General features: G+C 67.6%; 23 protein-coding genes. 9 read left to right on the top strand and 14 right to left on the bottom strand.

Annotation, left to right across the window (positions count from 1 at the left end; genetic code table 11):
• Nucleotides 1–9: 9 nt before the first annotated feature.
• The gene (locus A5744_RS19050; RefSeq protein WP_076063658.1) at nucleotides 10–513 is read right to left on the bottom strand and encodes a dihydrofolate reductase; all 504 of its coding nucleotides are present in this window, start codon (nucleotides 511–513) and stop codon (nucleotides 10–12) included.
• Entirely contained in the window at nucleotides 510–1,310 is an 801-nt protein-coding gene (locus tag A5744_RS19045) for a thymidylate synthase (RefSeq protein ID WP_076063656.1), read from the bottom strand. Before A5744_RS19045 ends, A5744_RS19050 begins: the two co-directional genes overlap by 4 nt.
• Nucleotides 1,311–1,408: 98 nt before the next feature.
• Here A5744_RS19045 and A5744_RS19040 point away from each other — a divergent pair, with 98 nt between their 5' ends.
• Complete coding sequence (locus tag A5744_RS19040; protein WP_076063655.1) at nucleotides 1,409–2,149, top strand: dienelactone hydrolase family protein; 741 nt, start codon at nucleotides 1,409–1,411, stop codon at nucleotides 2,147–2,149.
• Between the two features lie 266 nt (nucleotides 2,150–2,415).
• A complete protein-coding gene (locus A5744_RS19035; RefSeq protein ID WP_346425768.1) occupies nucleotides 2,416–2,922 on the top strand; it encodes a PAS domain-containing protein in 507 nt (168 codons plus the stop codon).
• On the opposite strand, the gene A5744_RS19030 is transcribed toward A5744_RS19035, so the two are convergent.
• From A5744_RS19030 to A5744_RS19020, 3 genes are read right to left on the bottom strand one after another with little or no spacing between them, the layout of a single operon-like run.
• Entirely contained in the window at nucleotides 2,919–4,052 is a 1,134-nt protein-coding gene (locus tag A5744_RS19030) for an acyl-CoA dehydrogenase family protein (protein ID WP_076063652.1), read from the bottom strand. The genes A5744_RS19035 and A5744_RS19030 overlap by 4 nt on opposite strands.
• Nucleotides 4,049–5,275, bottom strand: a complete 1,227-nt coding sequence (locus A5744_RS19025; protein ID WP_076063650.1) for an acyl-CoA dehydrogenase family protein — start codon at nucleotides 5,273–5,275, stop codon at nucleotides 4,049–4,051. Before A5744_RS19025 ends, A5744_RS19030 begins: the two co-directional genes overlap by 4 nt.
• Nucleotides 5,272–6,036 carry an SDR family oxidoreductase gene (locus A5744_RS19020; RefSeq protein ID WP_076063648.1) on the bottom strand — a complete coding sequence of 255 codons (765 nt, stop codon included), beginning with the start codon at nucleotides 6,034–6,036 and terminating at the stop codon, nucleotides 5,272–5,274. The genes A5744_RS19025 and A5744_RS19020 overlap by 4 nt, the downstream gene beginning before the upstream one ends.
• A gap of 114 nt (nucleotides 6,037–6,150) precedes the next feature.
• Here A5744_RS19020 and A5744_RS19015 point away from each other — a divergent pair, with 114 nt between their 5' ends.
• Nucleotides 6,151–6,480, top strand: coding sequence for a PE-PGRS family protein (locus A5744_RS19015; RefSeq protein WP_076063647.1), 330 nt, complete (start codon nucleotides 6,151–6,153; stop codon nucleotides 6,478–6,480).
• Nucleotides 6,481–6,496: 16 nt separating this feature from the next.
• On the opposite strand, the gene A5744_RS19010 is transcribed toward A5744_RS19015, so the two are convergent.
• Nucleotides 6,497–9,730, bottom strand: a complete 3,234-nt coding sequence (locus A5744_RS19010; protein ID WP_076063645.1) for a carboxyl transferase domain-containing protein — start codon at nucleotides 9,728–9,730, stop codon at nucleotides 6,497–6,499.
• The gene (locus A5744_RS19005; RefSeq protein WP_170874537.1) at nucleotides 9,727–11,262 is read right to left on the bottom strand and encodes a class I adenylate-forming enzyme family protein; all 1,536 of its coding nucleotides are present in this window, start codon (nucleotides 11,260–11,262) and stop codon (nucleotides 9,727–9,729) included. Before A5744_RS19005 ends, A5744_RS19010 begins: the two co-directional genes overlap by 4 nt.
• A 78-nt stretch (nucleotides 11,263–11,340) precedes the next feature.
• On the opposite strand from A5744_RS19005, the gene A5744_RS19000 reads away from it, so the two are divergent.
• Both A5744_RS19000 and A5744_RS18995 read left to right on the top strand, forming a co-directional pair.
• Nucleotides 11,341–12,168 (top strand): thioesterase family protein, encoded by an 828-nt coding sequence (locus A5744_RS19000; RefSeq protein WP_076063927.1) that lies wholly within the window; start codon nucleotides 11,341–11,343, stop codon nucleotides 12,166–12,168.
• Nucleotides 12,169–12,249: 81 nt separating this feature from the next.
• A complete protein-coding gene (locus tag A5744_RS18995) occupies nucleotides 12,250–12,657 on the top strand; it encodes a hypothetical protein (protein WP_170874536.1) in 408 nt (135 codons plus the stop codon).
• On the opposite strand, the gene A5744_RS18990 is transcribed toward A5744_RS18995, so the two are convergent.
• Nucleotides 12,642–13,094 (bottom strand): NAD(P)H-dependent oxidoreductase, encoded by a 453-nt coding sequence (locus A5744_RS18990; protein ID WP_076063640.1) that lies wholly within the window; start codon nucleotides 13,092–13,094, stop codon nucleotides 12,642–12,644. The genes A5744_RS18995 and A5744_RS18990 overlap by 16 nt on opposite strands.
• 473 nt (nucleotides 13,095–13,567) lie before the next feature.
• Between A5744_RS18990 and A5744_RS18985 the strand changes: the two genes are divergently transcribed.
• Complete coding sequence (locus tag A5744_RS18985) at nucleotides 13,568–14,146, top strand: hypothetical protein (protein WP_076063638.1); 579 nt, start codon at nucleotides 13,568–13,570, stop codon at nucleotides 14,144–14,146.
• Between the two features lie 15 nt (nucleotides 14,147–14,161).
• On the opposite strand, the gene A5744_RS18980 is transcribed toward A5744_RS18985, so the two are convergent.
• Genes A5744_RS18980 through A5744_RS24700 form a run of 3 tightly spaced genes read right to left on the bottom strand, consistent with a single transcriptional unit; the run spans nucleotide 14,162 to nucleotide 15,981 of the window.
• Entirely contained in the window at nucleotides 14,162–14,617 is a 456-nt protein-coding gene (locus tag A5744_RS18980) for a hypothetical protein (RefSeq protein ID WP_076063636.1), read from the bottom strand.
• Nucleotides 14,618–14,626: 9 nt separating this feature from the next.
• Nucleotides 14,627–15,364: a 4-hydroxy-tetrahydrodipicolinate reductase gene (gene dapB / locus A5744_RS18975; protein ID WP_076063635.1), complete on the bottom strand. Its 738-nt coding sequence runs from the start codon at nucleotides 15,362–15,364 to the stop codon at nucleotides 14,627–14,629.
• A gap of 56 nt (nucleotides 15,365–15,420) precedes the next feature.
• Complete coding sequence (locus tag A5744_RS24700) at nucleotides 15,421–15,981, bottom strand: hypothetical protein (protein ID WP_076063633.1); 561 nt, start codon at nucleotides 15,979–15,981, stop codon at nucleotides 15,421–15,423.
• A gap of 139 nt (nucleotides 15,982–16,120) precedes the next feature.
• Between A5744_RS24700 and A5744_RS18965 the strand changes: the two genes are divergently transcribed.
• On the top strand, nucleotides 16,121–17,503 hold the full coding sequence (locus A5744_RS18965) for an HNH endonuclease signature motif containing protein (RefSeq protein ID WP_076063631.1): 1,383 nt from the start codon (nucleotides 16,121–16,123) through the stop codon (nucleotides 17,501–17,503).
• 16 nt (nucleotides 17,504–17,519) lie between these two features.
• On the opposite strand, the gene A5744_RS18960 is transcribed toward A5744_RS18965, so the two are convergent.
• Entirely contained in the window at nucleotides 17,520–18,608 is a 1,089-nt protein-coding gene (locus A5744_RS18960) for a dihydrodipicolinate reductase (RefSeq protein WP_076063629.1), read from the bottom strand.
• A 5-nt stretch (nucleotides 18,609–18,613) separates the two neighbouring features.
• Nucleotides 18,614–19,612, bottom strand: a complete 999-nt coding sequence (locus tag A5744_RS18955) for a Rieske 2Fe-2S domain-containing protein (RefSeq protein WP_076063627.1) — start codon at nucleotides 19,610–19,612, stop codon at nucleotides 18,614–18,616.
• 176 nt (nucleotides 19,613–19,788) lie between these two features.
• Here A5744_RS18955 and A5744_RS18950 point away from each other — a divergent pair, with 176 nt between their 5' ends.
• Both A5744_RS18950 and A5744_RS18945 read left to right on the top strand, forming a co-directional pair.
• Nucleotides 19,789–20,397 (top strand): TetR family transcriptional regulator, encoded by a 609-nt coding sequence (locus A5744_RS18950; protein WP_076063626.1) that lies wholly within the window; start codon nucleotides 19,789–19,791, stop codon nucleotides 20,395–20,397.
• Entirely contained in the window at nucleotides 20,394–20,906 is a 513-nt protein-coding gene (locus tag A5744_RS18945) for a GNAT family N-acetyltransferase (RefSeq protein ID WP_076063624.1), read from the top strand. Before A5744_RS18950 ends, A5744_RS18945 begins: the two co-directional genes overlap by 4 nt.
• Before the next feature lie 5 nt (nucleotides 20,907–20,911).
• Here A5744_RS18945 and A5744_RS18940 read toward each other — a convergent pair whose 3' ends face one another.
• Nucleotides 20,912–22,003, bottom strand: a complete 1,092-nt coding sequence (locus A5744_RS18940) for a PDR/VanB family oxidoreductase (RefSeq protein ID WP_076063622.1) — start codon at nucleotides 22,001–22,003, stop codon at nucleotides 20,912–20,914.
• Between the last annotated feature and the right edge of the window lie 20 nt (nucleotides 22,004–22,023).

Genomic DNA, 22,023 nt, shown 5'->3' with positions numbered 1-22,023 from the left:
CACGTGCACTCATAGCCGAGAGTAGCTGTGAAACCGGAAGCGCAGCCCGGTGCGGCTCAGCTTCCACTCGCCGGTGCGGGCGGCCCATTCGTCGTCGAGCACCGGGGCCAGCGCGTCCTCGTCGTCACGTGGCAGATCGATCTCGACCTCCGTCACCTCACACCGGGTGGCATACGGCAGCCCGAGTAGGTAGATCTGTGCGCCGCCTATCACCCACGTCTCGGGCTCGGTGTTTGCGAGGGCACACGCCTCGTCCAGCGAACCGACGACCTCGGCTCCGTCCAGTTTCAAGTCGCGCCGGCGGGACAGGACGATGTTTCGGCGGCCTGGCAACGGCCGAACCCTCGCCGGCAGGGAGTCCCAGGTGCGACGGCCCATGACCACCGCGTGGCCCATGGTGACCTGTTTGAAGCGAGCCAGGTCTTCGGGCACCCGCCACGGGATGTCGCCGCCGCGCCCGATCACACCGGACGTCGACTGGGCCCACACCAGGCCCAGGCCAGCGCGCGTCATACAGCGACGGGAGCTTTGATCGCCGGATGCGGATCGTAATTCTTCACGACGATGTCGTCGTAGGTGTAATCGAAGATCGAATCCCTTTTGGCCAGAACGAGTTCCGGGTACGGCCGCGGCTCGCGAGCGAGCTGCAGGCGCACCTGTTCGACGTGGTTGTCGTAGATGTGGCAGTCGCCGCCCGTCCAGACGAACTCGCCGACCGCCAGCCCGGCCTGGGCGGCCATCATGTGGGTCAGCAGCGCGTAGCTGGCGATGTTGAACGGCACCCCGAGAAACAGGTCCGCGCTGCGCTGATAGAGCTGGCAGCTCAGCCGCCCGTCGGCCACGTAGAACTGGAAGAATGCGTGACACGGCGGCAGCGCCATCTGCGAGATTTCGCCGACGTTCCAGGCCGACACGATGATGCGCCGCGAGTTCGGGTCGGTGCGCAGCAACTCCAGCGCGGCGCTGATCTGGTCGATGTGCTCACCGGTAGGGGTGGGCCACGATCGCCATTGCACACCGTAGATTGGGCCGAGATCGCCTGTGCTGTCGGCCCATTCGTCCCAGATGGTGACCCCGTGCTCGTGCAGCCAGCCGACGTTGGACTCGCCGCGCAAGAACCACAGCAACTCGTAGACCACCGATTTGAAATGCACCTTCTTGGTGGTCAGCAGCGGGAAGCCGGCCGACAGGTCGTAGCGCAACTGCTGGCCGAACAGGCTCCGGGTTCCGGTGCCGGTGCGATCCGATTTGGCCGCGCCCCGCTCGAGCACCACGCGCAGCAGGTCCTCGTAGGGCGTGGGAACGGGCACGCGGCCAGCTTAGCGGCGATCGCAAGCGCGGCGGAGGCGGGCGCGGCGGGTCGGCGCCCAAAAAATTACGTCGAGGAGCCAGGAGTAGAACGGAGGGCATGCCGAGCGTCGAAGACACCGTCACCACCGAAGACGGCACCTGCACCGTCCACCTGTTCACGCCCGACGGCCCGGGCCCCTGGCCCGGCGTGGTGATGTTCCCGGACGCCGGCGGCGTCCGCGACACCTTCCACCAAATGGCGGCGAAGCTCGCCGGATTCGGCTACGCGGTGCTGCTGCCGGATGTGTACTACCGCAACGGCGACTGGGCCCCGTTCGACATGGCCACGGTGTTCGCCGACGAGCAAGAACGCAGGCGCCTGTTCTCGATGATCGGCAGCATCACCCAGGACAAGATGGCCGCCGACGCCGGCGCCTTCTTCGACTACCTGGCCGCGCGCCCCGAGGTATCCGGACAGCGATTCGGAGTGTGCGGCTATTGCATGGGCGGGCGGACGTCGGTGGTGGTGGCAGGCCGCGTCCCGGACCGGGTCGCGGCCGCGGCGTCCTTCCACGGCGGCGGTTTGGTGAGCGACACGGCGGACAGCCCGCACCTGCTGGCCGACCGGATGAGCGCCACGGTGTACGTCGGTGGCGCCGAGAACGACGCGTCGTTCACGGCCGATCACGCCGAGCAATTCGACAAGGCGCTGACGGCGGCCGGGGTGGCCCACACCATCGAGTGGTACTCGGCCGCGCATGGCTTCGCCGTCCCGGACAACCCGCCCTACGACCCCGCGGCCGACGAGCGGCACTGGGCGGCGATGACGGACCTGTTCGCCTCGGCGCTACCGCGCTGACCCGCTTGCCCGTGTTTGCTGTCGCACGGCGGCGACGGGTGGCGCCAGCAAACGAATTCGGTCCCAGCTAATAAAGTGCCCTAGCGAAATTCGACTCGATACCCTGCGGCGCACCGCAATCAATTGCGCATGTGGCAAATAGCAAATTCGGCTTTCGAAATATGGACTTTCTTGCCCGGCGTCCCCTAACATTTGCTGGCAGCGATATGGGCTGGGAGGGAGCTCTACCCCGTCGGGGACAGGGCAGCGTATTGACGGAGTGAGCCGTGGCTACGGACGGTCCCACGACTGTGGGCGGTAAACGCATCGAGCGTCGACGCCCGAAGCGGCCCGGCCGGTTGCCGATCGAAACGCTGCAGGATATGCCCGCGCTGGTCGTCTTGCAGCGGCTGCCGGCGCCGGCCCTGGCGGTCGATCGGGACGGAACCATCCTCTTCGCCAACGCGGCGTTCTGCGACATGGTGGGCTATTCGTCCAACGACGACCTGCCAACGAATTTCGACGAAATCTTCCGCAGCCTGCCGGCGAACGATCGCTGGATCGCGCTCGTCGGCACCGACGGGCCGCGGCTGGTCGAGCTGCGGCACCAGGAGGGCCACGCGGTGTGGGCCAGCATGAGCAAGTCGGCCATGCGGCGCCGTGACGACACGGTCGCGCTGGTCAGCTTCCATGACCTCACCGAAGAACTATGGTTGTGCCGCAAAGCCCTCGAACTACCGCATGAAGCATTGGCCCGAATGTCGCGGGGAGTCTTTCGAAGCGGGGCGAGCTAGCCCGGCGGCAGGTCCACCAGCTGCCCCAGTCGGGCCCGGTGACGATAGGCGGAGCCGAAGGCCAACTGGTCACTCTTGGCCCGCTTGAGGTACAGGTGAGCGGGATACTCCCACGTCATCCCGATACCGCCGTGCAGTTGCACGCACTCCTCGGCGGCGTGCACCGCGATTCCGCTGCAGTAGGCCTGCGCGAGGGCCGCGGCGATGCCCGCGTCTTCATCGCCGCGGGCATGGGCGTCCGCGGCGTAGCGGGCCACCGCCGTCGCCGAGCCGACCTCGAACCACAGATCGGCAAGCCGGTGCTTGATCGCCTGATAGGAGCCGATGGCACGGCCAAACTGCTTGCGCTGCTTGGTATAAGCCAGCGTGGTGTCGAAGCACCACTGCGCCAGCCCCAGTTGCTCCGACGCCAGCAGCGCCGCGCCGGTCTGCAGCGCCTCGGTCACGGCGCCGTGCACTGCCCCGTCCACTGCACCGTCAGCCGCCACGTCGGCGGACCCGACCCGCGAGGACGCCGCCGCCGAGAACCGCACATTCGCAAGGGGTCTCGTCATATCCAGGGCCAGCAGCGGCGACACCTCGACGCCGTCGGCGGCGGCGGAGACGGTGTGCAGTTCGGGCCCGTCGGGACCGGCCACCGGAACCACCAGCACGTCGGCTTCGGCGGCGCCCGCGACGCTGCTGACCGACCCGTGCAGCCCGTCGTCGCCGAGCCCGACCCCGGCGACGGGATCGCCCGGGGCCGTGGACAGCGGCACCGCCAGCGCCGCGGTGACCGAGCCCTGCGCGAGGTCGGGCAGGGTCGCGGTGTCGCCGGCCCGCAGCAGCGCGACCGTGGCCAGCACCGCGCTGGACAGGAACGGCACCGGCGCGACGGCCCGGCCGATCTCCTCCATGACGACGGCGGCCTCGCGGGCGCCCGCGCCGGCGCCACCGAGGGACTCGGGGACCAGCAACGCTGCCACCCCGAGGTCAGCGGCCAGCGCGCGCCACAGGGCCGAAAAATCTTGCGGCGCTTCATCGTATGCCCGGGCCACCGTCTCGGGCGGGCAGCGGTCGGCAAACAGGTGGCGCACGCTGTCGCGCAGCGCGTCCTCGGTGTCGGAGTACAGCAAGTCGCCGGTGCTCATCGGTCCAGGTCCTTCCACGCGACGTCCTTGTCGACGCGGTGTTCGCCTGGCAGGCCGAGGATCCGCTCGGAGATGGTGTTGCGCAGGATCTCCGAGGTGCCGCCCTCGATCGAGTTGCCACGCGCGCGCAGGTAGCGATATCCGGGCTCGCGACCGATCAGGTCGACCGTTTCCGGTCGGCGCATGGTCCAGTCGTCGTAGCGCAGTCCCGCTTCGCCGTGCAGTTCGATCTCGAAACCCGAAATGGCTTGCGCCAGCGTGGCAAAGGCCACTTTCATGCCGGCACCTTCCGGTCCGGGCTGACCCGCGACGGCCTGCTGCCGCAGCCGTTCACCGGCCAGGCGAAGGACTTCCGCGTCGACCCACAACCGCATCAGCTCGTCGTGCATCGAGGGGTTGCGCAGTTCGGGCTTTTGTCGCCATGCTTTGGTTACCTTGCCGATGTGGCCGCCTTCGCGCGGGACACCGGCGCGGGTCCCGATCGCGACCCGCTCGTTGTTGAGCGTGGTGGTCGCAACCCGCCAGCCGCCACCCTCCGGGCCTAGCCGATTCGCATCCGGCACCCGGACGTCGGTGAGGAACACCTCGTTGAACTCCGCCTCGCCGGTGATCTGGCGCAGCGGCCGGACCTCGACACCGGGTTGCGTCATGTCGCACAGGAAGTACGTCAGGCCAAAGTGTTTGGGTACGGTCGGGTCGGTGCGGGTGACCAGGATGGCCATGTTCGCGTGCTGCGCCTGCGAGGTCCACACCTTCTGCCCGTTGACAATCCAGTTGTCCCCGTCGCGCACCGCACGCGTGGCCACCCCGGCCAGATCCGACCCGGCACCCGGCTCGCTGAACAGCTGGCAATAGATCTGCTCGCCAGTGAACAACGGGCGCAGAAACTTTCGCTTCTGCTCGTCGGTGCCGAAGGCCGCGATCGTCGGTGCGGCCATGCCCATGCCGATGTAGTTCTTGACGGTGCCGCCGACCGGCGCGCCGGCGGCGGCCAGCTTGGCATCGACGAATTCCTGTGCTTTGCGCGGTAGATCCAGGCCGCCGAAACCCCGCGGCAGGTGCACCCAGGCCAGCCCCGCGTCGTACTGTGCGCCGAGGAATTCCCGCGGGTCGCTCGTCGCGGGATCGTGTTCGTCCAACAGCGCCTGCACCCGCGCGTCCAGGTCGGCGGTGACGTCATTGATGTCCTGAGTGACGTCCTGAGTGACGTCGTGGGAAGTCATTGCCGGAATCCGGACACCGGCCCGAGCAGCAGACCGCCGTCGATGACCATCGTCTCGCCGGTGATCCAGCTCGCCGCGTCGGACACCAGGAAGGCGACCGCCCCGGCCACATCGGCGGGCTCACCGATGCGTCCGAGCGCGATCGACGAGGCCAGCGGATCCTCGTGGTCCTTCCACAGCGCCTCGGCAAGCCTGGTGCGCACCACCCCGGGCGCGATGGCGTTGACCCGGACGCGCGGTGACAACTCCAGCGCCAGCTGCTTGGTGACGTGGATCAGCGCGGCCTTGGTGGCGTTGTACATACCCATGGCCGGTGATTGATGCAGGCCGCCGATGGACGCGGTGTTGACGATCGCGCCGCCGTGCTCGCCCATCCAGGACTTGACGGCGAGCGACGTCCACAGCAGCGGCGCCCACAGGTTGACGTCGAAGATCTTGGTGAAGCGGGCATGGTCCTGGTCGATCAGCGGGCCAAACGCGGGATTGGTTCCCGCGTTGTTGATGAGGATGTCGACGCTGCCGAAGCGCTCCAGCGTGAGCTCCACGCAGCGCCGGGCCGCGTCCTCGTCGACGGCGTGGGCGCCGACGCCCAGCGCCTTCTCACCGACTTGCGCCGCGGCCGCCTCGGCGGCCTCCTGCTTTCGGGCCGTGAGCACCACATTGGCGCCGGCGGCTGCCAGCTGTTGGGAGATCGCAAGCCCGATGCCGCGGGAGGCGCCGGTGACTATCGCGGTGCGACCGGTCAAATCCAGTGAGGTCATGTGAAGTGCCTTCTGTCTAGCGCACTGTCTAGTGCACTAATTAATTTTCGTTCGCGATGTTTTGTACACGTGTCGACGTGGTATGCGAGACGCATGTTAGCGAAACTAACTCTCATGAAACCACTGGTGGTAGCCGGGGCAGTCGCCGCGGCGATCGCCGCGGCACCGACGGCAGCTGCTGACGTTTTTGCGGTGGGAGCAGCGACGACGGGGCCGGCGCCCACTCACGTCGTGTTCAAGGACGACCCGGGCGGCGGCGGCTGCGACGCCAACGGCAACTGTGGTTCCGGCGGCGTCACCCAGGGCCCCGGCGGCGGGCCGGGCGGGCAGGGCTGCGTGCCGGGCGTCGGCTGCGGCTCCGGCGGCCAGTTCGCGGGACCCGGCGGCGTGCCGGGCGGGCAGGGATGCCTCCCGGGCGTCGGTTGCGGATCCGGTCACGGATAACGGTCACCGATAACGGTCACCGATAACCGTTTGGTTCGCGGGCTCCCGGGAGCCTGGTGATCCAGGCCCGGGAGTCCGCGGGATCGATCACGTCGTCAAGTTCGAAAGTGGTCGCCGACCGCAGCGCTTTGCCATGCTCATAGGCGGCCGCCACCAGCTTGTCGAATAGTTGTTGGCGTTCGGCCGGATCGGCTAGGGCGGCGAGCTCCTTGCTGAAGCCGAGCCGCACGGCGCCCTCCAACCCCATGCCGCCGATCTCTCCGGTCGGCCATGCCACGGTGAATTGTGGCGCGCGGAAGGAGCCGCCGGCCATCGCCATCGCACCCAGTCCATAACCCTTGCGCAGGATGATCATTCCGAGCGGCACGGTCAGCCTGGCGCCGAGAACGAACATCCGGCCGAACCGCCGCACCGCGGCGTCCTTCTCCGCATCCGGCCCGACCATGAATCCCGGCGTGTCGCAGAGCGAGATCACCGGCAGCCGGAACGACTCGCACAGGGCCAGGAAATCGCCGGCCTTGTCGGCCGCCTCGGCGTCGATCGCGCCGCCGAGGTGGTGGCTGCTGTTGGCCAGCAACCCGTATGCCACACCCTCGACACGAACCAGCGCGGTGACGATCCCGACGCCGTAGTCGGGGCGCAACTCCAGGACCGATCCCCTGTCGACGATCGACTCGATCGCCCGGTGCACGTCGTAAGCGCGTAACCGGTTCTGCGGCACCACATGTCGGGCCAGCCGCGGATCGGGCTCCTCCCACTCGACCCGCTTGTCGTGGGAGCTGCCCTGGAAGTACGACAGGTACTGCTTGGCCAGCGACACCGCGTGCGCCTCGTCCCGGGCAACCAGGCTCACCACACCGTTGTGCCGCTGGACGTCGATCGGCCCGATCGCCTCCGGCGGGTAGACCCCGAGGCCGCCCCCCTCGATCATCGCGGGACCGCCCATCCCGATGTTGGCGTCCGGGGTCGCGACGATCACGTCGCACACCCCCGCCAGCGCGGCGTTGCCGGCGAAGCACCGGCCGGAGACGATCGCCACCAGCGGCACCCGGCCGCTGAGGCCGGCCAGCATCCGGAAGGTCGGGACATCCAGCCCGGCGGCGCCGCCGACGTCCGTGTCACCGGGCCGCCCGCCGCCGCCCTCGGCGAAAAGCACCACCGGCAAACGCTTTCGGGCGGCCAGCTCGAAGACCCGGTCGGTCTTGGCGTGGTTGCGCATGCCCTGCGTGCCGGCCAGGACGGTGTAGTCATAGGACACGACGACGGCCTCGGCTCCCCCGATGGTCGCCACGCCGGCGACCAGGCCGTCGGCCGGGGTGTTGGCGATCAGATCCTCTTCCGAGCGCCGGCTGCGCTGCGCGGCGATGGCCAGGGCGCCGTACTCGACGAAGCTGCCGGCATCGACCAGGTCGGCGATGTTCTCCCGCGCGGTGCGCCGGCCTTGCTTGTGCCGCTTGGCAACCGCGGCCTCCCGGCCCTCGTCGAGGGTGAGCCGGTGGCGCTCGCGAACCTCGTCGAGGTCGGCGCGTGGGCGATCGAGATCCATTGCGGCCCCGGCGGACTCGCTCCCACCGGCGGCCCCGGTTCGGGTGAAGACCAGTAACGGGTCTCCCGTGCCGACGACCTGGCCGGGTGTCACCAAACGGCGCACGGTGAACAGCGCGTCCGGCGCGACGAGCGCGTGCTGCATCTTCATCGCCTCGAGGACGACGAGCTGGGCACCGGGGGCGAACTCCACGCCCTCGGGCGCGACCTCGACCACGGTGCCGGCCAGCTGCGCGCGCAGCGCTTCCTCACCCGGATGGAGCTCGACGGTGGCAACACTGGTGTCATGCCGGTGGGCGAGTGCCGCGGCCGCCAATTCGGGCAGCTTCTCGTCGAGGAAACCGGTCGTTACTATGCCCGACTGGATTTCGCTGTCGGACAACAGCTCTCGCAGAAACTCTATGTTGGTGCGAACGCCCTCGACGCCGAACTCGCCCAGGGCGGTGCGGGCCTTGCGCACCGCCGCGGCAAACGACGATCCCCGCACATGGGCGACGACCTTGGCCAGCAGCGAGTCGTATCGCGTACTGGTGGCCAGCCCTGGCCGGCCGTAGCTGTCGACGCGAACTCCCGGACCGGTGGGCGGCGAAAACACCGTCAGGGTGCCGGCCGCGGGAACGACGGACCCGTCGGCGGCAAACGTCTCCATGTTGACCCGCGCCTGTATCGCGATGCCCCGCCGCGCGGCGGGCTCCCCGATGACTTCGGTACCGTCGGAAGCGATTCCGGCCGGCAGGCCTAGCTGGTAGTAGGACGCGCCACCGGCGATGGCCAACTGCACCTCGACCAGGTCAACCCCCGTGGTTTCCTCGGTGACCGTGTGCTCCACTTGAATACGGGGGTTGATCTCGAGGAAGACGTGCTGGCGGTTGGTGACGAGGAACTCGACCGTCGCCAGCCCGTGCAGGCCGACCCTGGCGCAGATCCGGACGGCCTCCTGATGCAGTTCTCGGCGCAGACCATCCGAAAGCCCTTGCGCAGGCGCGATTTCCACGAGCTTTTGGTAGCGCCGCTGGATGCTGCAGTCGCGATCGCCGAGAGCCAGCGCGCGCGTCTGATACCCGGCCGGTGCGCCCACGACTTGGACCTCGATGTGCCGCGCGGCGTCGAGAAGCGCCTCGGCGAACAGCGCCCGATCGCCGAAGCCCAGTTGTGCCTCCGCGGCGCACTGGCGGTAGGCGTCGGCGATGTGGTCGGCGCTGCGCACCTGGCGCATTCCCCGCCCGCCGCCGCCGGCAAGCGCCTTGATCATGATCCCGCCCGACTGGGCTGCGAAAAACGCCGCGACGTCCTCGACGGTGCTCGGGCCGTCGGTTGCGGGCAACACCGGCAGCCCGGCGGCGATCGCGGCGGTACGGGCCGACGATTTGTTGCCGGCCAGCTCCAGCACGTCGGCGTCGGGCCCTACGAACGTGTATCCGTTCGCCCGGCACGCGCGGGCGAACGCAGCGTTCTCGCTGAGGAAGCCGTAGCCCGGATGAATCAGTGCGGCGCCGGACTTTTTTGCGGCCGACAGTATCTGGGCGTGATCCAGGTAGGCCGGCGGACCGGCGCCGGGTAGGCCGATCGCCTCGTCGGCCGCATGCACGTGCGGGCTGTCGGCGTCGTCCTCGGCATAGACCGCGACCGTTTGCAGGCCCAATTCCGTTGCGGTGCGGATGATTCGAAGCGCGATCTCGCCGCGGTTGGCGATCAGTAGCGTCATCGCAGCGGGTCGCCCCACTGGACCTGCTCGCGGAGTTTGCCCTTGAGCAGTTTGCCGCCGGCGTTGCGGGGCAGCGCGCTGTCCACCACCGTCACGTACTGCGGCACCTTGAAGTCGGACAGCTGGGCGCGGCAATGGTCGAGCACGGCCGTCACGTCGATCCGGTCTTGGTCGCCGAACAGCACCGCACCGACCTTCTCCCCCATGACCTCGTCGGGCACCGCCAGCACGCACGCATCCGCGACATTGGGCGCCGACAGCAGCACCGCTTCCACCTCGACGCTGGATACGTTCTCGCCGCCGCGGTTGATGATGTCCTTGAGCCGGTCGACGATGTGCACCCGGCCCGCGTCGTCGACCCGTACCACGTCGCCGGTGTGCAACCAGCCGTCCACGATCGTGGCGGAGGTGGCCTCGGGCCGGTTCCAGTAACCGCTGCTCACATTGGCCCCGCGCACCACCAATTCGCCCACGCCGGGCTCGTCGCCGCCGAACGGGACCAGGCCGAGATCCACCGACGGCACCGCGTATCCGACCGAGTCGGCGTGCTCGACCGCGTCATCGTCGGGCAGGACGGTCATCAGCGAGGCGGTCTCGGTCATGCCGTACCCGTTGAACACCGTGGCTTGGCCGAACGCCTCCTTCACCGATCGCACCAACGACGGGGCGATCGGCGCGCCGCCATATCCCACCCAGCGGACCCCGGACACGTCGGCGCTTCCAAAGGCCTTGTGCCGCAACATTAAAGCGTAGATCGCCGGAACGGTCACCATGACCGAGATTCGCTCGGCACTCAGCGTGGCGATCAGTTCGTCGAGGTTGAGCGCGGGCATGATCACCGACGCTCCCCCGAGACGGGCCGCGGCCAAAAGCTGTGAGTTGCACCCGGTCACGTGGAACAGCGGCACCGAGATCAGCGTGCGCATGCCCTCGCCGAGATCCCTCGGCTGGTCGAGACACCGGATCGCGTTCTCGGTGTTGGTCACGAACGCCTCATGAGTGGTCGGCACGCCCTTGGGGTGGCCGGTGGTTCCCGAGGTGTAGAACAGCGCTGCCGTGTCGGTATGGCTGAGGCCGTGGGTCACATGCGGCTCGCCGTCGGGCAGCGGGGCGTCGGGCGCGAGGTCCATACGCGCTCCCGAGTCGGACAGGACGAACTCGATCTCGGGCTGCGCCGATCGCGTATTGACCGGCACCGCAACGCCCCCGGCCATCACGATGCCCCAGAATGCGAGCACCCAGTCGATGCCGGCCGGGTAGCGCACGGCGACACGGTCACCCGGGCCGAGCCCCTCGGCCCGCAGGCCGCCGGCCACCCGCGCCGCGCGGTTCCACAGTTCCCGGTACGTCAGCCGGCCGGCCCCGAGCTCGACGACGGCCTCGCTGTTCGGGCGGTTGTCGACTTGCTCGGCGAGCATGTCCAGCAGCGTGGCGGGCAGCCGATCGTAGCGCGGGATGCCGTTGGGATCACGGGAGACGCCGGTGCTCGGGAACGGGTTGCGGTCACGGGGAATTTCGATCACTGCAGGCATGCCCTGTCCTTGTCCTAGCGTCCTAGCGTCCTAGCGTCCTTGCCCTAGCCCGGTATCCGGTGTCCTATCGTGATACTGGTGACGACCGAGGATTCCGCCATCATGCCCGAGGCTTTCTTCACTGTCGATGGCGAGTTCTATTTGCCGGGCGCGCTGACGCGGGGACCGTGGGGCGCGGCGATGGGCGGCCAGAACGTCGGCGGTTTGTTGGGTTGGGGGATAGAGCGATCCGGTATCGATCCCGAGTTCCAGCCCGCCCGCTTCACGGTTGATCTGTTGCGTCCGGCGCTGCCCGAACCGGTGCGGATTGAGACGTCGGTGCAGCGGGAAGGCCGGCGCATCAAACTGGTGGATGCGGCGCTGGTGCAGAACGGGACGACGGTCGCGCGGGCCAGCGCGCTGTTTCTGCGGCGGGGTGATCATCCCGACGGACGGGTCTGGTCCTCGCCGGTAGAGATGCCGCCGCTGCCGACGCACTCCGACGGCTTCCCGGCCGACATGCCGTTCCTCATCTGGGGATACGGCGCCACCCTGGAAGGCAGTCCCGGCATCGCCGCGGGCGAGTGGGAGCAGTCGCACTCGCAGAAGTTCGCCTGGGTGCGATTGTTCCGTCCGATGGTGGACGGCTATCCCCTCACGCCGTTTACCCGCCTGGCATTCGTCGGCGACATCACCAGCTCGCTGACCCATTGGGGCACAGGCGGATTGCGCTATATCAACGCCGACTACACGGTCACCGCGAGCCGATTGCCCGACGGTGAATTCCTTGGCCTCGCGGCCCAAAGCCACTACGGCACAGCCGGTGTGGCCACCGGCGCCGCGACCCTGTTCGACCGGCACGGGCCCATCGGCACCAGCTCGGCGCTGGCTTTGGCTCAGCCGGCCGACGCGTTCCAGCCGGCTTAGGAGGTCAGCACGGTGATCCAGCGCATACGGGACAATCGGCTGGCGACGGCCGCCGCTTGCTTCGTGGGATACACGGCGGGAATGCTCGTGCTGGAGCGTCGAATGCGGCGCAGCGGCGGGCCCGGGATCATCCCATTTGAGCTGGCCGGCAGCGCATCTCGAGCCGAGGAGATCATGACCCGGTGGGGCTCCGACGGTCAGCGTGCCGCGCGATTGTCGCTGTGGCTGGACTTCGGCTACATGACGACCTATGGCATCCTCACGGCGCTCCTGGTCGATCGCACGCGGCGGCGGCGCGGCCATCCGGCCTTCTTGCCCGCCGTTGTGCTCGTCGCAGTCGCCGGCGACGCGGTGGAGGGGGCGTCGCTGCTGAAGGTGCTCGAGCGCAGGCGGATTGCCGTTCACGCGCGGCGCGCGCGGATCGCGGCCCTCATCAAGTTCGCCGTTCTCGCGGGCGCCCTCGGCTACGTTGCCTACCCCATGAGCTGAGCCGCAACCGTCGCGCCGAGATTCCAGCACGCCTCCAGGTCATCCTTGCTCGGCTTGCTCGACACCACCACGTGCTCAGCGGCTTTCACCCAACCGAGCCCGGTGGTGATCGCCTCCACGGCGCGTTCGGCTCCCTCGGTGCCCTCGTTGCCGTGCAGGTACAGCCCGAACGGGCGCCCGCGCGTCGCGTCGAGGCACGGGTAGTAGCAGACGTCGAACGCGTGCTTGAGGGCGCCGCTCATGTAGCCGAGATTGGCGGGGGTTCCCAGGAGATAGCCGTCCGCCTCGAGCATGTCGGCCGGGGCGACGGTAAGTGCCGGCCGCCGCACCACCTCAACACCCTCGATCTCGGGGTCGGTCGCTCCGGACAGGACCGCCTCGAACATCGCCTGCGTGAACGGCGACGGCGTGTGATGGACGATAAGCAGTCGCGGCATCCGCTGGCTCCCATCTGATGGCCGCGCCGGAGCGGCAGTCCGGCTGGAGAGCAATAGAGTATCCCTCCACATAGGAAACCAGATGTCACCGCGCCCCTTCTTGCCCCGGTGAGAACAGCGGGCCAAGTTGCGGAACTCTTGACCCTATATACCCTACCGGGGTACCCTTCACGAAGGGCGGCGACCTTGGAGGAAATGTAATGACGATGTGGTATGGCGGGAATGGCTGGGGCTGGTGCAGCGCGATCGCCCACCTTCCGTCGATGGTGATTTTGTGGGCGTTGGTCTTCGCCGTCACGAGCATCGCGGTTGGTTTTGCTATCAGACCGCGACACGATGCCCCGGCCCGGATTGGGCGAAGCGAAACGGACGATGACGACTTCTACCGTCGATTGATGTAGCCACACGGGAAGCGTTGAGCTCCAAGTCTATTCGTTGAAGACATACCACCGAGGCGCTTAGGAGGCCACCCGATGGCTACATTCACGCGGCGGGCAGCACTTGCCGCGCTTGGTGCTGGCGCGGTGCTGGGTATCGGATATGCCCTTCGCGGGGTCTTTGGTTCACCCGTCCCGCGAGTCCGCTTGACCGACGGCGGCATGATGGGTGCAAGTCCGGCGGACATGAGCCTCTACATGGACATGTTCAACCGACACACCGAGATCACCCGCACCGTCGAGGAGATCCCCGGAGGGGTGCGCACCACCACCGAATCAAATGCCCCCGACCTGGCTGCGAAACTGCACGCACACGTGTCCAGCATGTACTCCCACCTCGGCCAGGGTTCCGAGGTCATGTGTATGAGCCAGAGCCTGCCAACGCTGTTCCGCAACGCCGGCGGTTACCGTCGCCAACTGACGCTCACGCCCACAGGCGTCGTCGCCGAAGAAATCTCCGACAATCCCGTCCTCACCGAGACGATTCGCGCCCACGCCCGCGAAGTCAGCGGGTTCGTACGCGACGGAATGCCCGCCATGATGCAAGGCATGATGGGCGGTTCCGGCGGAATGATGGGACCCGGCGGAATGATGGGACCCGGCGGACGGCCATAACCCCTCCCGTCTTGCTCATCGGCTCGCCTGCATTTGGACAGCTGTCTTCATGGCCTCGCGGGCCCGGCGGCGATCCCCCGCGTAGTCGTAGGCCCGGGCCAGCCGGTACCAGCGGCGCCAATCGTCGGGATCGTCTTCAACCTCGGCGCGCACGGTAGCGAACAGCTCGTCGGCCGCGTCCCGCTCGATGCGTCCCGACGGCCGTCGCGGCAGCGCACTCGTGTCGAGTTCCATTCCGTCCTCCGCGATCAGGCGGGCCAGCCTCTGGTGGGCGAATCCTGCCCGAAGGGTGGCGATCATCGCCCACAGCCCGACGATCGGCATGACCAGCAGCGCCAGCCCCAGGCCCACGGCGGCGGACCGCCCCGAGCCGATCATCACGACGGCCATGCGGCCCAGCAGCACGAAGTACACCAGTAGCGCGACGCACAAGAACGCGATGAGCAGCTGGATGCGCAGCGTCTTGGTCATCGCGGGTTCTTAATGCAGGTTGAGCAGGGGCTCGATGCCAACCGTGAGGCCGCGGCGTTCCCGGATGCGGCGCACCGCCATCAGCACGCCCGGCACGAACGACGTGCGGTCCAGGCTGTCGTGACGGATGGTCAGCGTCTCCCCCTCGGTCCCGAACAGCACCTCCTGATGGGCGACCAGGCCGGCCAGCCGCACCGAGTGCACCGGAATTCCGTCGACGTCGGCGCCCCGGGCGCCAGGCAGGCTGGTGCTGGTGGCATCGGGGTTGGGCGGCAAGCCTTTTCGGGCCTCGGCGATCAGCTTGGCGGTTCGGGCCGCGGTGCCCGACGGGGCATCGGCCTTGTGCGGATGATGCAGCTCGATGACCTCTGCCGAGTCGAAGAACGGCGCGGCCTGCTTGGCGAAGTGCATCGACAGCACCGCCCCGATCGCGAAGTTGGGCGCGATCAGCACGGCCGTGTCGGGGCTATCGGCCAGCCACGCCTCCACCCGCTCGAGGCGCTCCGCGGTGAAACCGGTCGTGCCAACGACGGCGTGAATTCCGTTGTCGATCACGAACTTCAGATTGTCCATCACGACGTCCGGGTGGGTGAAGTCGATGACAACCTCGGTGTCGCCGTCGGTCAGCAGGCTCAGCGGATCACCGGCATCCACCTCGGCGGACAGCGCAAGGTCGTCGGCTGCCTGCACGGCGCCCACCATCGTCGCCCCGACCTTGCCCTTGGCTCCCAGCACGCCTACCCGCATGGCCTTCACCCTAGACCGGGGCGGTTCCGCGCCACGGCGTGCGTCTCTCGCGCAGATCAGGTGTGGACGATCCAGCCCGCTTCGGTGTAGGGCGCGCGTTGCGCGGGGTCGTTGATCGTGATGTATAGGTCGCCCGCCGTTGGCATACCGAAGCCGACGAATCCATGCGCGGTCTGCCCGTCGTGAAGGCCACCCGATTGCAGCGGGGGCATCTTGTCGAGCCTCCGGTAGTCGACCGCAAGCGTTGCCGGCTGCGGCGCGTCGTCGGGATGGGTCCACGGCTGATTGCCGCCGCCGTAGCTGGCAAACATGTAGCGCTGGTCGAACTGGAAGAACCGGTGCGATGTCGCGGTGATAGTCAGTTCCACCACGTTGCACGCGGAGCCAGGCGTCGGAGCCGCAAAATGAGTGGTGCACCCCGGCGGTAACCACGTTGCGCTGTTGACAGTGATGTCGGCGGTCGCGCCGTTGGCCGCCTGCGCATGCAGGGGTACGCCCATCTGACCGATCGGGAACGGTGGACCGTCGGACGGGGTGTCGGCCGAACCAGTGGCGCACACGGATGCGGCGGTGACCATGGCGACCGCGGCTGCCGCAAATACAAATCCCGCGCGCATCACTGGATATTACCCGCGCCGCTGCCGCGAAAAACGCGGAACTGTCCTTGGCCGCGAGCCTTATCCACAGTTGGGCGTTCATCCACAACGTACGCGTTCTCGGTGGCCTCGGGTGGGGCGCAGGACCTAGAATTCGAACATGCGTTCGATCGAGGTTCCGGCCGAAGTGGCTGCCGCTTTGGAAGCGCAGGACGCCGCCGACGCGGCGATCCGGCGCCTGAACTTCGACGTCCTGAGCCCCGCGGTCAGGCTGCGCCTGCTGGAGCGAATGGAGACGGCCCGACGACGACAGATGGCCGTAAGCAACGACGTCATCGGCGGCCTCGCGAAAGAGGATCCGGCCGACATTGGCGGCCCGGTCCACAAAGTGGTCGCCGACTGGCTGCGGATCAGCTGCGCCGAAGCCGGCCGTCGGGTCCGCGACGCCAAACAGCTTTCCCCGCGCCTGACGCTCACGGGCGAGGAATTGCCACCCGAGCTGCCGGCCACCGCCGAGGCCTGGCGCGAGGGGCTGCTTGACGGTCAGCACGTGCGGGTGATTCAGACATTCGTCGCTGACCTGCCGGATGCGATACCCGTCGAAACGGTAGAAAAAGCCGAGCGCTTTCTGGCCCGCCAGGCGATGAAGCTGCGTCCCGACCAGCTTCAGAAGGTGGCGCACCAATGCGCGCTGCGGATCAATCCCGACGGCAAATTCTCCGACTCTGACCGCGCGCGGAAGCGCGGCTTCACATGGTGCGGTCAGCGCCCCGACGGGATGAGCCTCGGGAAGCTGGTGGCATCCCCGGAATTGCGCGCCGGCCTCGACGCGTGGCTGGCCCGGTTCGCCGCGCCCGGAATGTGCAATCCGGACGACCAAACCCCTTGCGTCGAAGGCGAACCCACCGAGGAGTCGGCGGTCAGCGACACGCGCAACCATGCCCAGCGCCAGCACGACGCGCTGAACGCCCTGGTGCGCGGCCGGTTGGGCGATCCGAAACTCGGCGTGCACAACGGCTTGCCGGTCACCGTCATCGTGTCGACCACGCTGCAGGAACTGACGTCGGGCGCGGGCCGGGCAGTCACGGGCGGCGGGACGCTGCTGCCGATGCGCGACGTGATCCGCATGGCCGGCCACGCCTACCACTACCTGGCCGTGTTCGACGACCACTCAAGCCGGCCGTTGTACCTGGGCCGGTCAAGACGAATCGCGTCACCGGATCAACGAATAGTCCTCTACGCGAAGGATCGCGGCTGCACCCACCCCGGCTGCGACGGACCCGGCTACTGGTCCGAGGTCCACCACGTCGACGACTGGGCCACAGGCGGGATGACCGATGCGGACAAGCTCACCTTCGCCTGCACACCCCACCACAAGCTGATCGAAAAAGGCTGGCGGACAAGGAAACTCCCCGATGGTCGCACCGCGTGGATCCCACCACCGCAGCTGGACCGCGGCGCGCGCACCAACGACTACCACCACCCGGAACGCCTCTTCGACGATGACGATGACGATGACGACGACGACGACGAAGCCCCTTGACGCCCCATCACCGGTGCTACCTCTTGAACCGCCCCGCGAAGCCGCGCAGCGGCAGGTCGGCGCTGGTGATCAGTCCCGGGGGCGCCGCCACCACCGACTTGATCGAGTACAACGCGGGCATCCCGGTCACGGTCATGCCGATCGAGGCAAAGTTGTCCGGGTTGGACAGGTCCACACCGGGTTTGGGGAAAATCATGTGTTTGTTGTAGATGCACGGGTCGCCCTTGATCTGGGTGATGTAGCAGCCCTTGATGTTCCAGCTCGGGTCGGTGTGCGGGGTCATCTGCCACTCCAGGTGCGTCTCGACCCGCGGCACCCCGTCGACGATGCCCTGGTATTTGAGATAGTTGCCGCCCAGCGAGCCCTTGGGGAGCGTGTACCAGCCCAGGTCGACGTCCTTGGTGCAGGCGCCCAATTCGTAGCTGAACTTGACCTCGTCGAGCGGCAGATCGAAGCAATCCGCCATCATCAGCACGCTGTCGGCGAAGACGCGGGTGTACTTCTCCAACTTCGACGGGATTTCGGGATCGTCGACGGGCTGGCCGTAGCCGACCTCGATCCAGGTGTCCTTGGAGTGGTGGCATGACACGTCGACGGATTCGATGGTGGTGATGTTCTCGATGTCGGCGACGTCGGCCGAGCACACGACGCCCAGAATCTGGTTCAGCCCCGGGTTCATCCCGGTGCCGTAGAAGCTCGCACCGCCCTTCTCGCACGCCTCCGCCAGCAGCTGGGTCACCGGCTTGCCAGACGGGTGCGGGTGGTTCTTGTCGCGATGCCAGCCGGTGATCCAGTCGGCGGTGGTGACGATGTTGATCCCGGCCTCGAGCACTTTGACGTAGAGGTCCTCATCGGGAAAGACGCCGTGAAACGTCAGCACATCGGGCTTGGCGGCGATGATCTCCTCGACGCTCCCGGTAAACGTCACCCCGTTGGGAGCCAAGCCGGCGAACTCGCCCGTGTCCTTGCCGACCTTCTCCGGCGAATAGCAGTGCACGCCAACGAGTTCCAGGTCGGGCTGGGTGGCGATCCGCTTGATCATCTCCGAGCCGACGTTTCCACTTCCGACCTGGAAGACGCGGATCGGTCGAGCGGGTGCGTTCATGAAGTTCAGCCTTTCTGGGATGCTGCGTAGAACTGCTTGGCCCACTTGCGAATCGCGGTGAAACCCTCGTACTCATCGGTGGCCAGCGCGGGTGGATCCGAATAACGTTGGTGCTGCCAGATTTCGACATCCTGCTCGAACTGGCGGATCACTTCGCGGCCGAACTCCTGCGCCCTGGTCTCGGCCCGGGCCGGATCCTTGCCCGCGCCAACCTTAGGGCGGCCGATGTAGACCATGAACCGGACGTCCGAGGTGCGCTCGTCGACCGGTGTGATCGCCGAGATGGTGCGGTTGTCGACCATGCCCCAGCTCTTGGTCACAGCGATTCCCAGGCCGCCGTTGATGGCCTCCACCCCGCTGTTGACGTCCTCGATCTTCTGGCCGTCGTCGCCTTCGAAGGTGATGGTGAAGTCGACGAACGAGACCGGCTCGTCGAAGTCGTGCCGGGTGAAGACCGGCACGATCGGGGTGTTGTGCACGAACTTGAAGTGCGCGAAGTCGACGCCGTTTTCCAGCACGTATTGCGGGTGCAGCTCGAGGCTTTCGCGGTACAGGCGCTGCTGTGGGTAGTAGTCGTCGGCGCTGCTGCCGTCGCCGAACGCGGCAAATACGTCGGGCGCGTCGAAATAGGGCTCGCGACGTTCGGCGTCGTGCCAGATGTAGACGGACTCGTTGCGTTCGACGACCGGATAGGTGCGGATGCGCCGGCCGCGGTTGGGATGGTCCTGATACGGGATGCACACGTTGCGCCCCTGCGGGCTCCACTGCCACCCGTGAAACGGGCATTGCAGCACCTCGCCTACCACCTTGCCGCCGTAGCCCAGGTGCGCGCCGAGGTGTTCGCAATAGGCGTTCATCACGGTGAGCTCGCCGGACTCGGCGCGCCAGGCGACCATCTCCTGGTCGAAGTACTTCATCCGGTGCACGTCGCCGACGCCGATCTCGTCGGACCACGCGACCTGGAACCATCCGGTCGGTTTCATCGACAACGGCGGCTTAGCCATTTAACCCTGCCATCAGAGCCCTCCTTCGCGAACAGAATCACAGGCGCGCAGAATCACAGTACCGTCTATGAAAATGTTAGGCTAGGCGGGTGCCCGAAACAAAAGCCGCCGGTCGGCGCCCCAATCGGCGGCCCAATCGGCGGCCCAATCGGCGTGGCAACGCGACCCGCGAGAGCATGCTGGAGGCCGCGCTGCGGTCGCTGGCATCGGGCGAACCGGGCTCGGTGTCGGCCAACCGCATCGCCAAGGACATCGGCGCCACCTGGGGCGCCGTGCAGTACCAGTTCGGCGACACCGACGGTTTCTGGGCCGCGGTGCTGCACCGCACCGCCGAGCGGCGGGCCGCGACCTTCTCCGCGCTGTCCGCGCCGGTCCACCCGGACGCACCGCTGCGAGAGCGTGTCGGCGCCATCATCGAAACGCTCTACCGCGGCTTGGCGTCGGCGGACTCGCGCGCGATCGAGAATCTGCGGGCCGCGCTGCCCCGGGACCCTGACGAGCTCGAGCGTCTCTACCCGCGAACCGCCACCGAACTGTTCTCCTGGGGCAAGAGCTGGCTGGACACCTGCCAGCATGCCTTCGCCGGTCTCGACGTCGATCCCGAACGGGTACGCGAGGTGGCCGCCCTCATCCCCGGCGCGATGCGCGGCCTGGTGTCGGAGCGCCAGCTGGGGTCGTATGCCGACCTCGACATGGCGCGTCGGGGTCTGACCAACGCCCTCGCCGCGTACTTGGAGGGTTCGCGAGACAGAGATAATCGGAGATCATCGGAGAACACCGAATGATCAGGATCCGAGAAGCCACTCCGGCCGATTTCGCTGACGTCGCACGGATGCACTATCCCGTGTGGCGGCAGTCGTGGTCGGGGATACTGGCGGACCACCTGCTCGACATACTCGGCTCGCCACGGCGCTGGGCCACCGAGACTTACCCGCAAGATCTCAGTCGACCCGGCTGGTCCATGTGGATCGCCGAGGCCGACGGCACGACAGTCGGCGTGACCATCTTCGGACCCGACGAGGTCAATCCCGAAGACCTACAAATCGACGCCCTCTACACCGCGGAGGAAAGCCAGGGCTGCGGCATCGGTGGCCGCCTGCTCGACACGGCGGTGCGCGCCAACCCCTCCGGCGACGTGATCTTGTGGTGCGCCGAAAAGAACTGCAAGGCACGCGAATTCTACGAGAAGAGAAACTTCCGCCTCGACGGCCGCACCCTGGTCTGGAAGCCACTGCCCGACGTGCCCGTGCCTCATGTCGGCTACCGGCTGTATCGATCTTCGGCACGAGACTGACCCCGTCAGGCGTCGATGACCAGACGATCGCCTTTTGCCCGCGACACGCAGACCACCATCTCGTCGTTGCCGACCGCGGTTCGGCCGCGGTGATCGACTTGTCCGGCAAGGACTTTGACCTTGCAGGTCCCACAGAAACCCTGCTGGCAGGAGTAGGCGGTCGTCGGATCGTGGTCGAGCATCACGTCCAGCGCGGACCGATTCGCGGGCACGCGCAGCACCCGGTCGGAGCGCGCGAGCTCGAGCTCGAAGGGAACGCCGTCAACCACCGGCGGCGGGCTGAACCGCTCGTAATGCAGTGGCGCATCGGCATGTTCGTTGCGGGCCACGCGCACCGCTTCCAGCATGCCGGTGGGTCCGCACACGTAGACCGCCGTCGTCGGCCCGGCGCCGGCCAGTAGCTCGTCCACGCCGGCCACTCGGCCGTGCTCGTCGTCGGCCCACACGGTGACCCGATCTGGCGCCACCGCGACCACCTCGCGCAGGAACGGCATGAACTCGCGGCTGCTGCCCGCATAGACGGCGCGCCAGTCGATTCCGCGCTGCTGGGCCACCTGCAACATCGGCAAGATGGGTGTCACCCCGATGCCGCCGATCACGAACAGCACATCGCGCTCGGCCGCGCCCAGATAGAACGCATTACGCGGTCCTTCGAACACCAACGTGTCACCCACGTCGTACGCATCGTGCATCTCGATCGAACCGCCACCGCCGTCGGCGATCCGGCGGACGGCGATGCGGTAGTCGGTGCGCCGCCCGGGCGGACCGCACAGCGAGTACTGCCGTCGCCGGCCCGACGGCAACTGGACGTCGATGTGCCCGCCCGGGGTCCAGGACGGCAGCAATCCGCCGTCGGGATCGGCCAGCGTCAACGCAACGACGTCCGGCGCCGCGAGTTCGCGTTTGGTGACCACCGCGGCCTGCGTCCGCCGCACCGGCTTGACCCGCGACGGCTCCCATCGCGAGACCGAGGCGAATCCGCCGATCACCGTGCGAATCCCCCACAGCACCGTGCCCAGCCGATCGCGGTCGCGGCGGCCATAGAGGTCGGCGGGCCTAGATCCCCAAATGCTTGATCCCCAAATACTTTCCGGCACAGTCAAATCCCTAGCGCTGG

Origin of the sequence: Mycobacterium sp. IS-1264 (assembly GCF_001954195.1) — a bacterium.
In the GTDB taxonomy this organism is placed as follows: Bacteria; Actinomycetota; Actinomycetes; order Mycobacteriales; family Mycobacteriaceae; genus Mycobacterium.
Note: the sequence above shows the minus strand (reverse complement) of the source record. Positions and strands in the feature narration are given on the sequence as shown.

What these genes read in the sequence shown, in the direction of transcription:
- A5744_RS19050 (WP_076063658.1), bottom strand. Translation starts at nt 513, where the DNA reads ATGACGCGCGCTGGCCTGGGCCTGGTGTGGGCCCAGTCGACGTCCGGT.
- A5744_RS19040 (WP_076063655.1), top strand. Translation starts at nt 1,409, where the DNA reads ATGCCGAGCGTCGAAGACACCGTCACCACCGAAGACGGCACCTGCACC.
- A5744_RS19030 (WP_076063652.1), bottom strand. Translation starts at nt 4,052, where the DNA reads ATGAGCACCGGCGACTTGCTGTACTCCGACACCGAGGACGCGCTGCGC.
- A5744_RS19025 (WP_076063650.1), bottom strand. Translation starts at nt 5,275, where the DNA reads ATGACTTCCCACGACGTCACTCAGGACGTCACTCAGGACATCAATGAC.
- A5744_RS19020 (WP_076063648.1), bottom strand. Translation starts at nt 6,036, where the DNA reads ATGACCTCACTGGATTTGACCGGTCGCACCGCGATAGTCACCGGCGCC.
- A5744_RS19015 (WP_076063647.1), top strand. Translation starts at nt 6,151, where the DNA reads ATGAAACCACTGGTGGTAGCCGGGGCAGTCGCCGCGGCGATCGCCGCG.
- A5744_RS19010 (WP_076063645.1), bottom strand. Translation starts at nt 9,730, where the DNA reads ATGACGCTACTGATCGCCAACCGCGGCGAGATCGCGCTTCGAATCATC.
- A5744_RS19005 (WP_170874537.1), bottom strand. Translation starts at nt 11,262, where the DNA reads ATGCCTGCAGTGATCGAAATTCCCCGTGACCGCAACCCGTTCCCGAGC.
- A5744_RS18995 (WP_170874536.1), top strand. Translation starts at nt 12,250, where the DNA reads ATGCTCGTGCTGGAGCGTCGAATGCGGCGCAGCGGCGGGCCCGGGATC.
- A5744_RS18990 (WP_076063640.1), bottom strand. Translation starts at nt 13,094, where the DNA reads ATGCCGCGACTGCTTATCGTCCATCACACGCCGTCGCCGTTCACGCAG.
- A5744_RS18985 (WP_076063638.1), top strand. Translation starts at nt 13,568, where the DNA reads ATGGCTACATTCACGCGGCGGGCAGCACTTGCCGCGCTTGGTGCTGGC.
- A5744_RS18980 (WP_076063636.1), bottom strand. Translation starts at nt 14,617, where the DNA reads ATGACCAAGACGCTGCGCATCCAGCTGCTCATCGCGTTCTTGTGCGTC.
- dapB (WP_076063635.1), bottom strand. Translation starts at nt 15,364, where the DNA reads ATGCGGGTAGGCGTGCTGGGAGCCAAGGGCAAGGTCGGGGCGACGATG.
- A5744_RS24700 (WP_076063633.1), bottom strand. Translation starts at nt 15,981, where the DNA reads ATGCGCGCGGGATTTGTATTTGCGGCAGCCGCGGTCGCCATGGTCACC.
- A5744_RS18965 (WP_076063631.1), top strand. Translation starts at nt 16,121, where the DNA reads ATGCGTTCGATCGAGGTTCCGGCCGAAGTGGCTGCCGCTTTGGAAGCG.
- A5744_RS18960 (WP_076063629.1), bottom strand. Translation starts at nt 18,608, where the DNA reads ATGAACGCACCCGCTCGACCGATCCGCGTCTTCCAGGTCGGAAGTGGA.
- A5744_RS18955 (WP_076063627.1), bottom strand. Translation starts at nt 19,612, where the DNA reads ATGGCTAAGCCGCCGTTGTCGATGAAACCGACCGGATGGTTCCAGGTC.
- A5744_RS18950 (WP_076063626.1), top strand. Translation starts at nt 19,789, where the DNA reads ATGCTGGAGGCCGCGCTGCGGTCGCTGGCATCGGGCGAACCGGGCTCG.
- A5744_RS18945 (WP_076063624.1), top strand. Translation starts at nt 20,394, where the DNA reads ATGATCAGGATCCGAGAAGCCACTCCGGCCGATTTCGCTGACGTCGCA.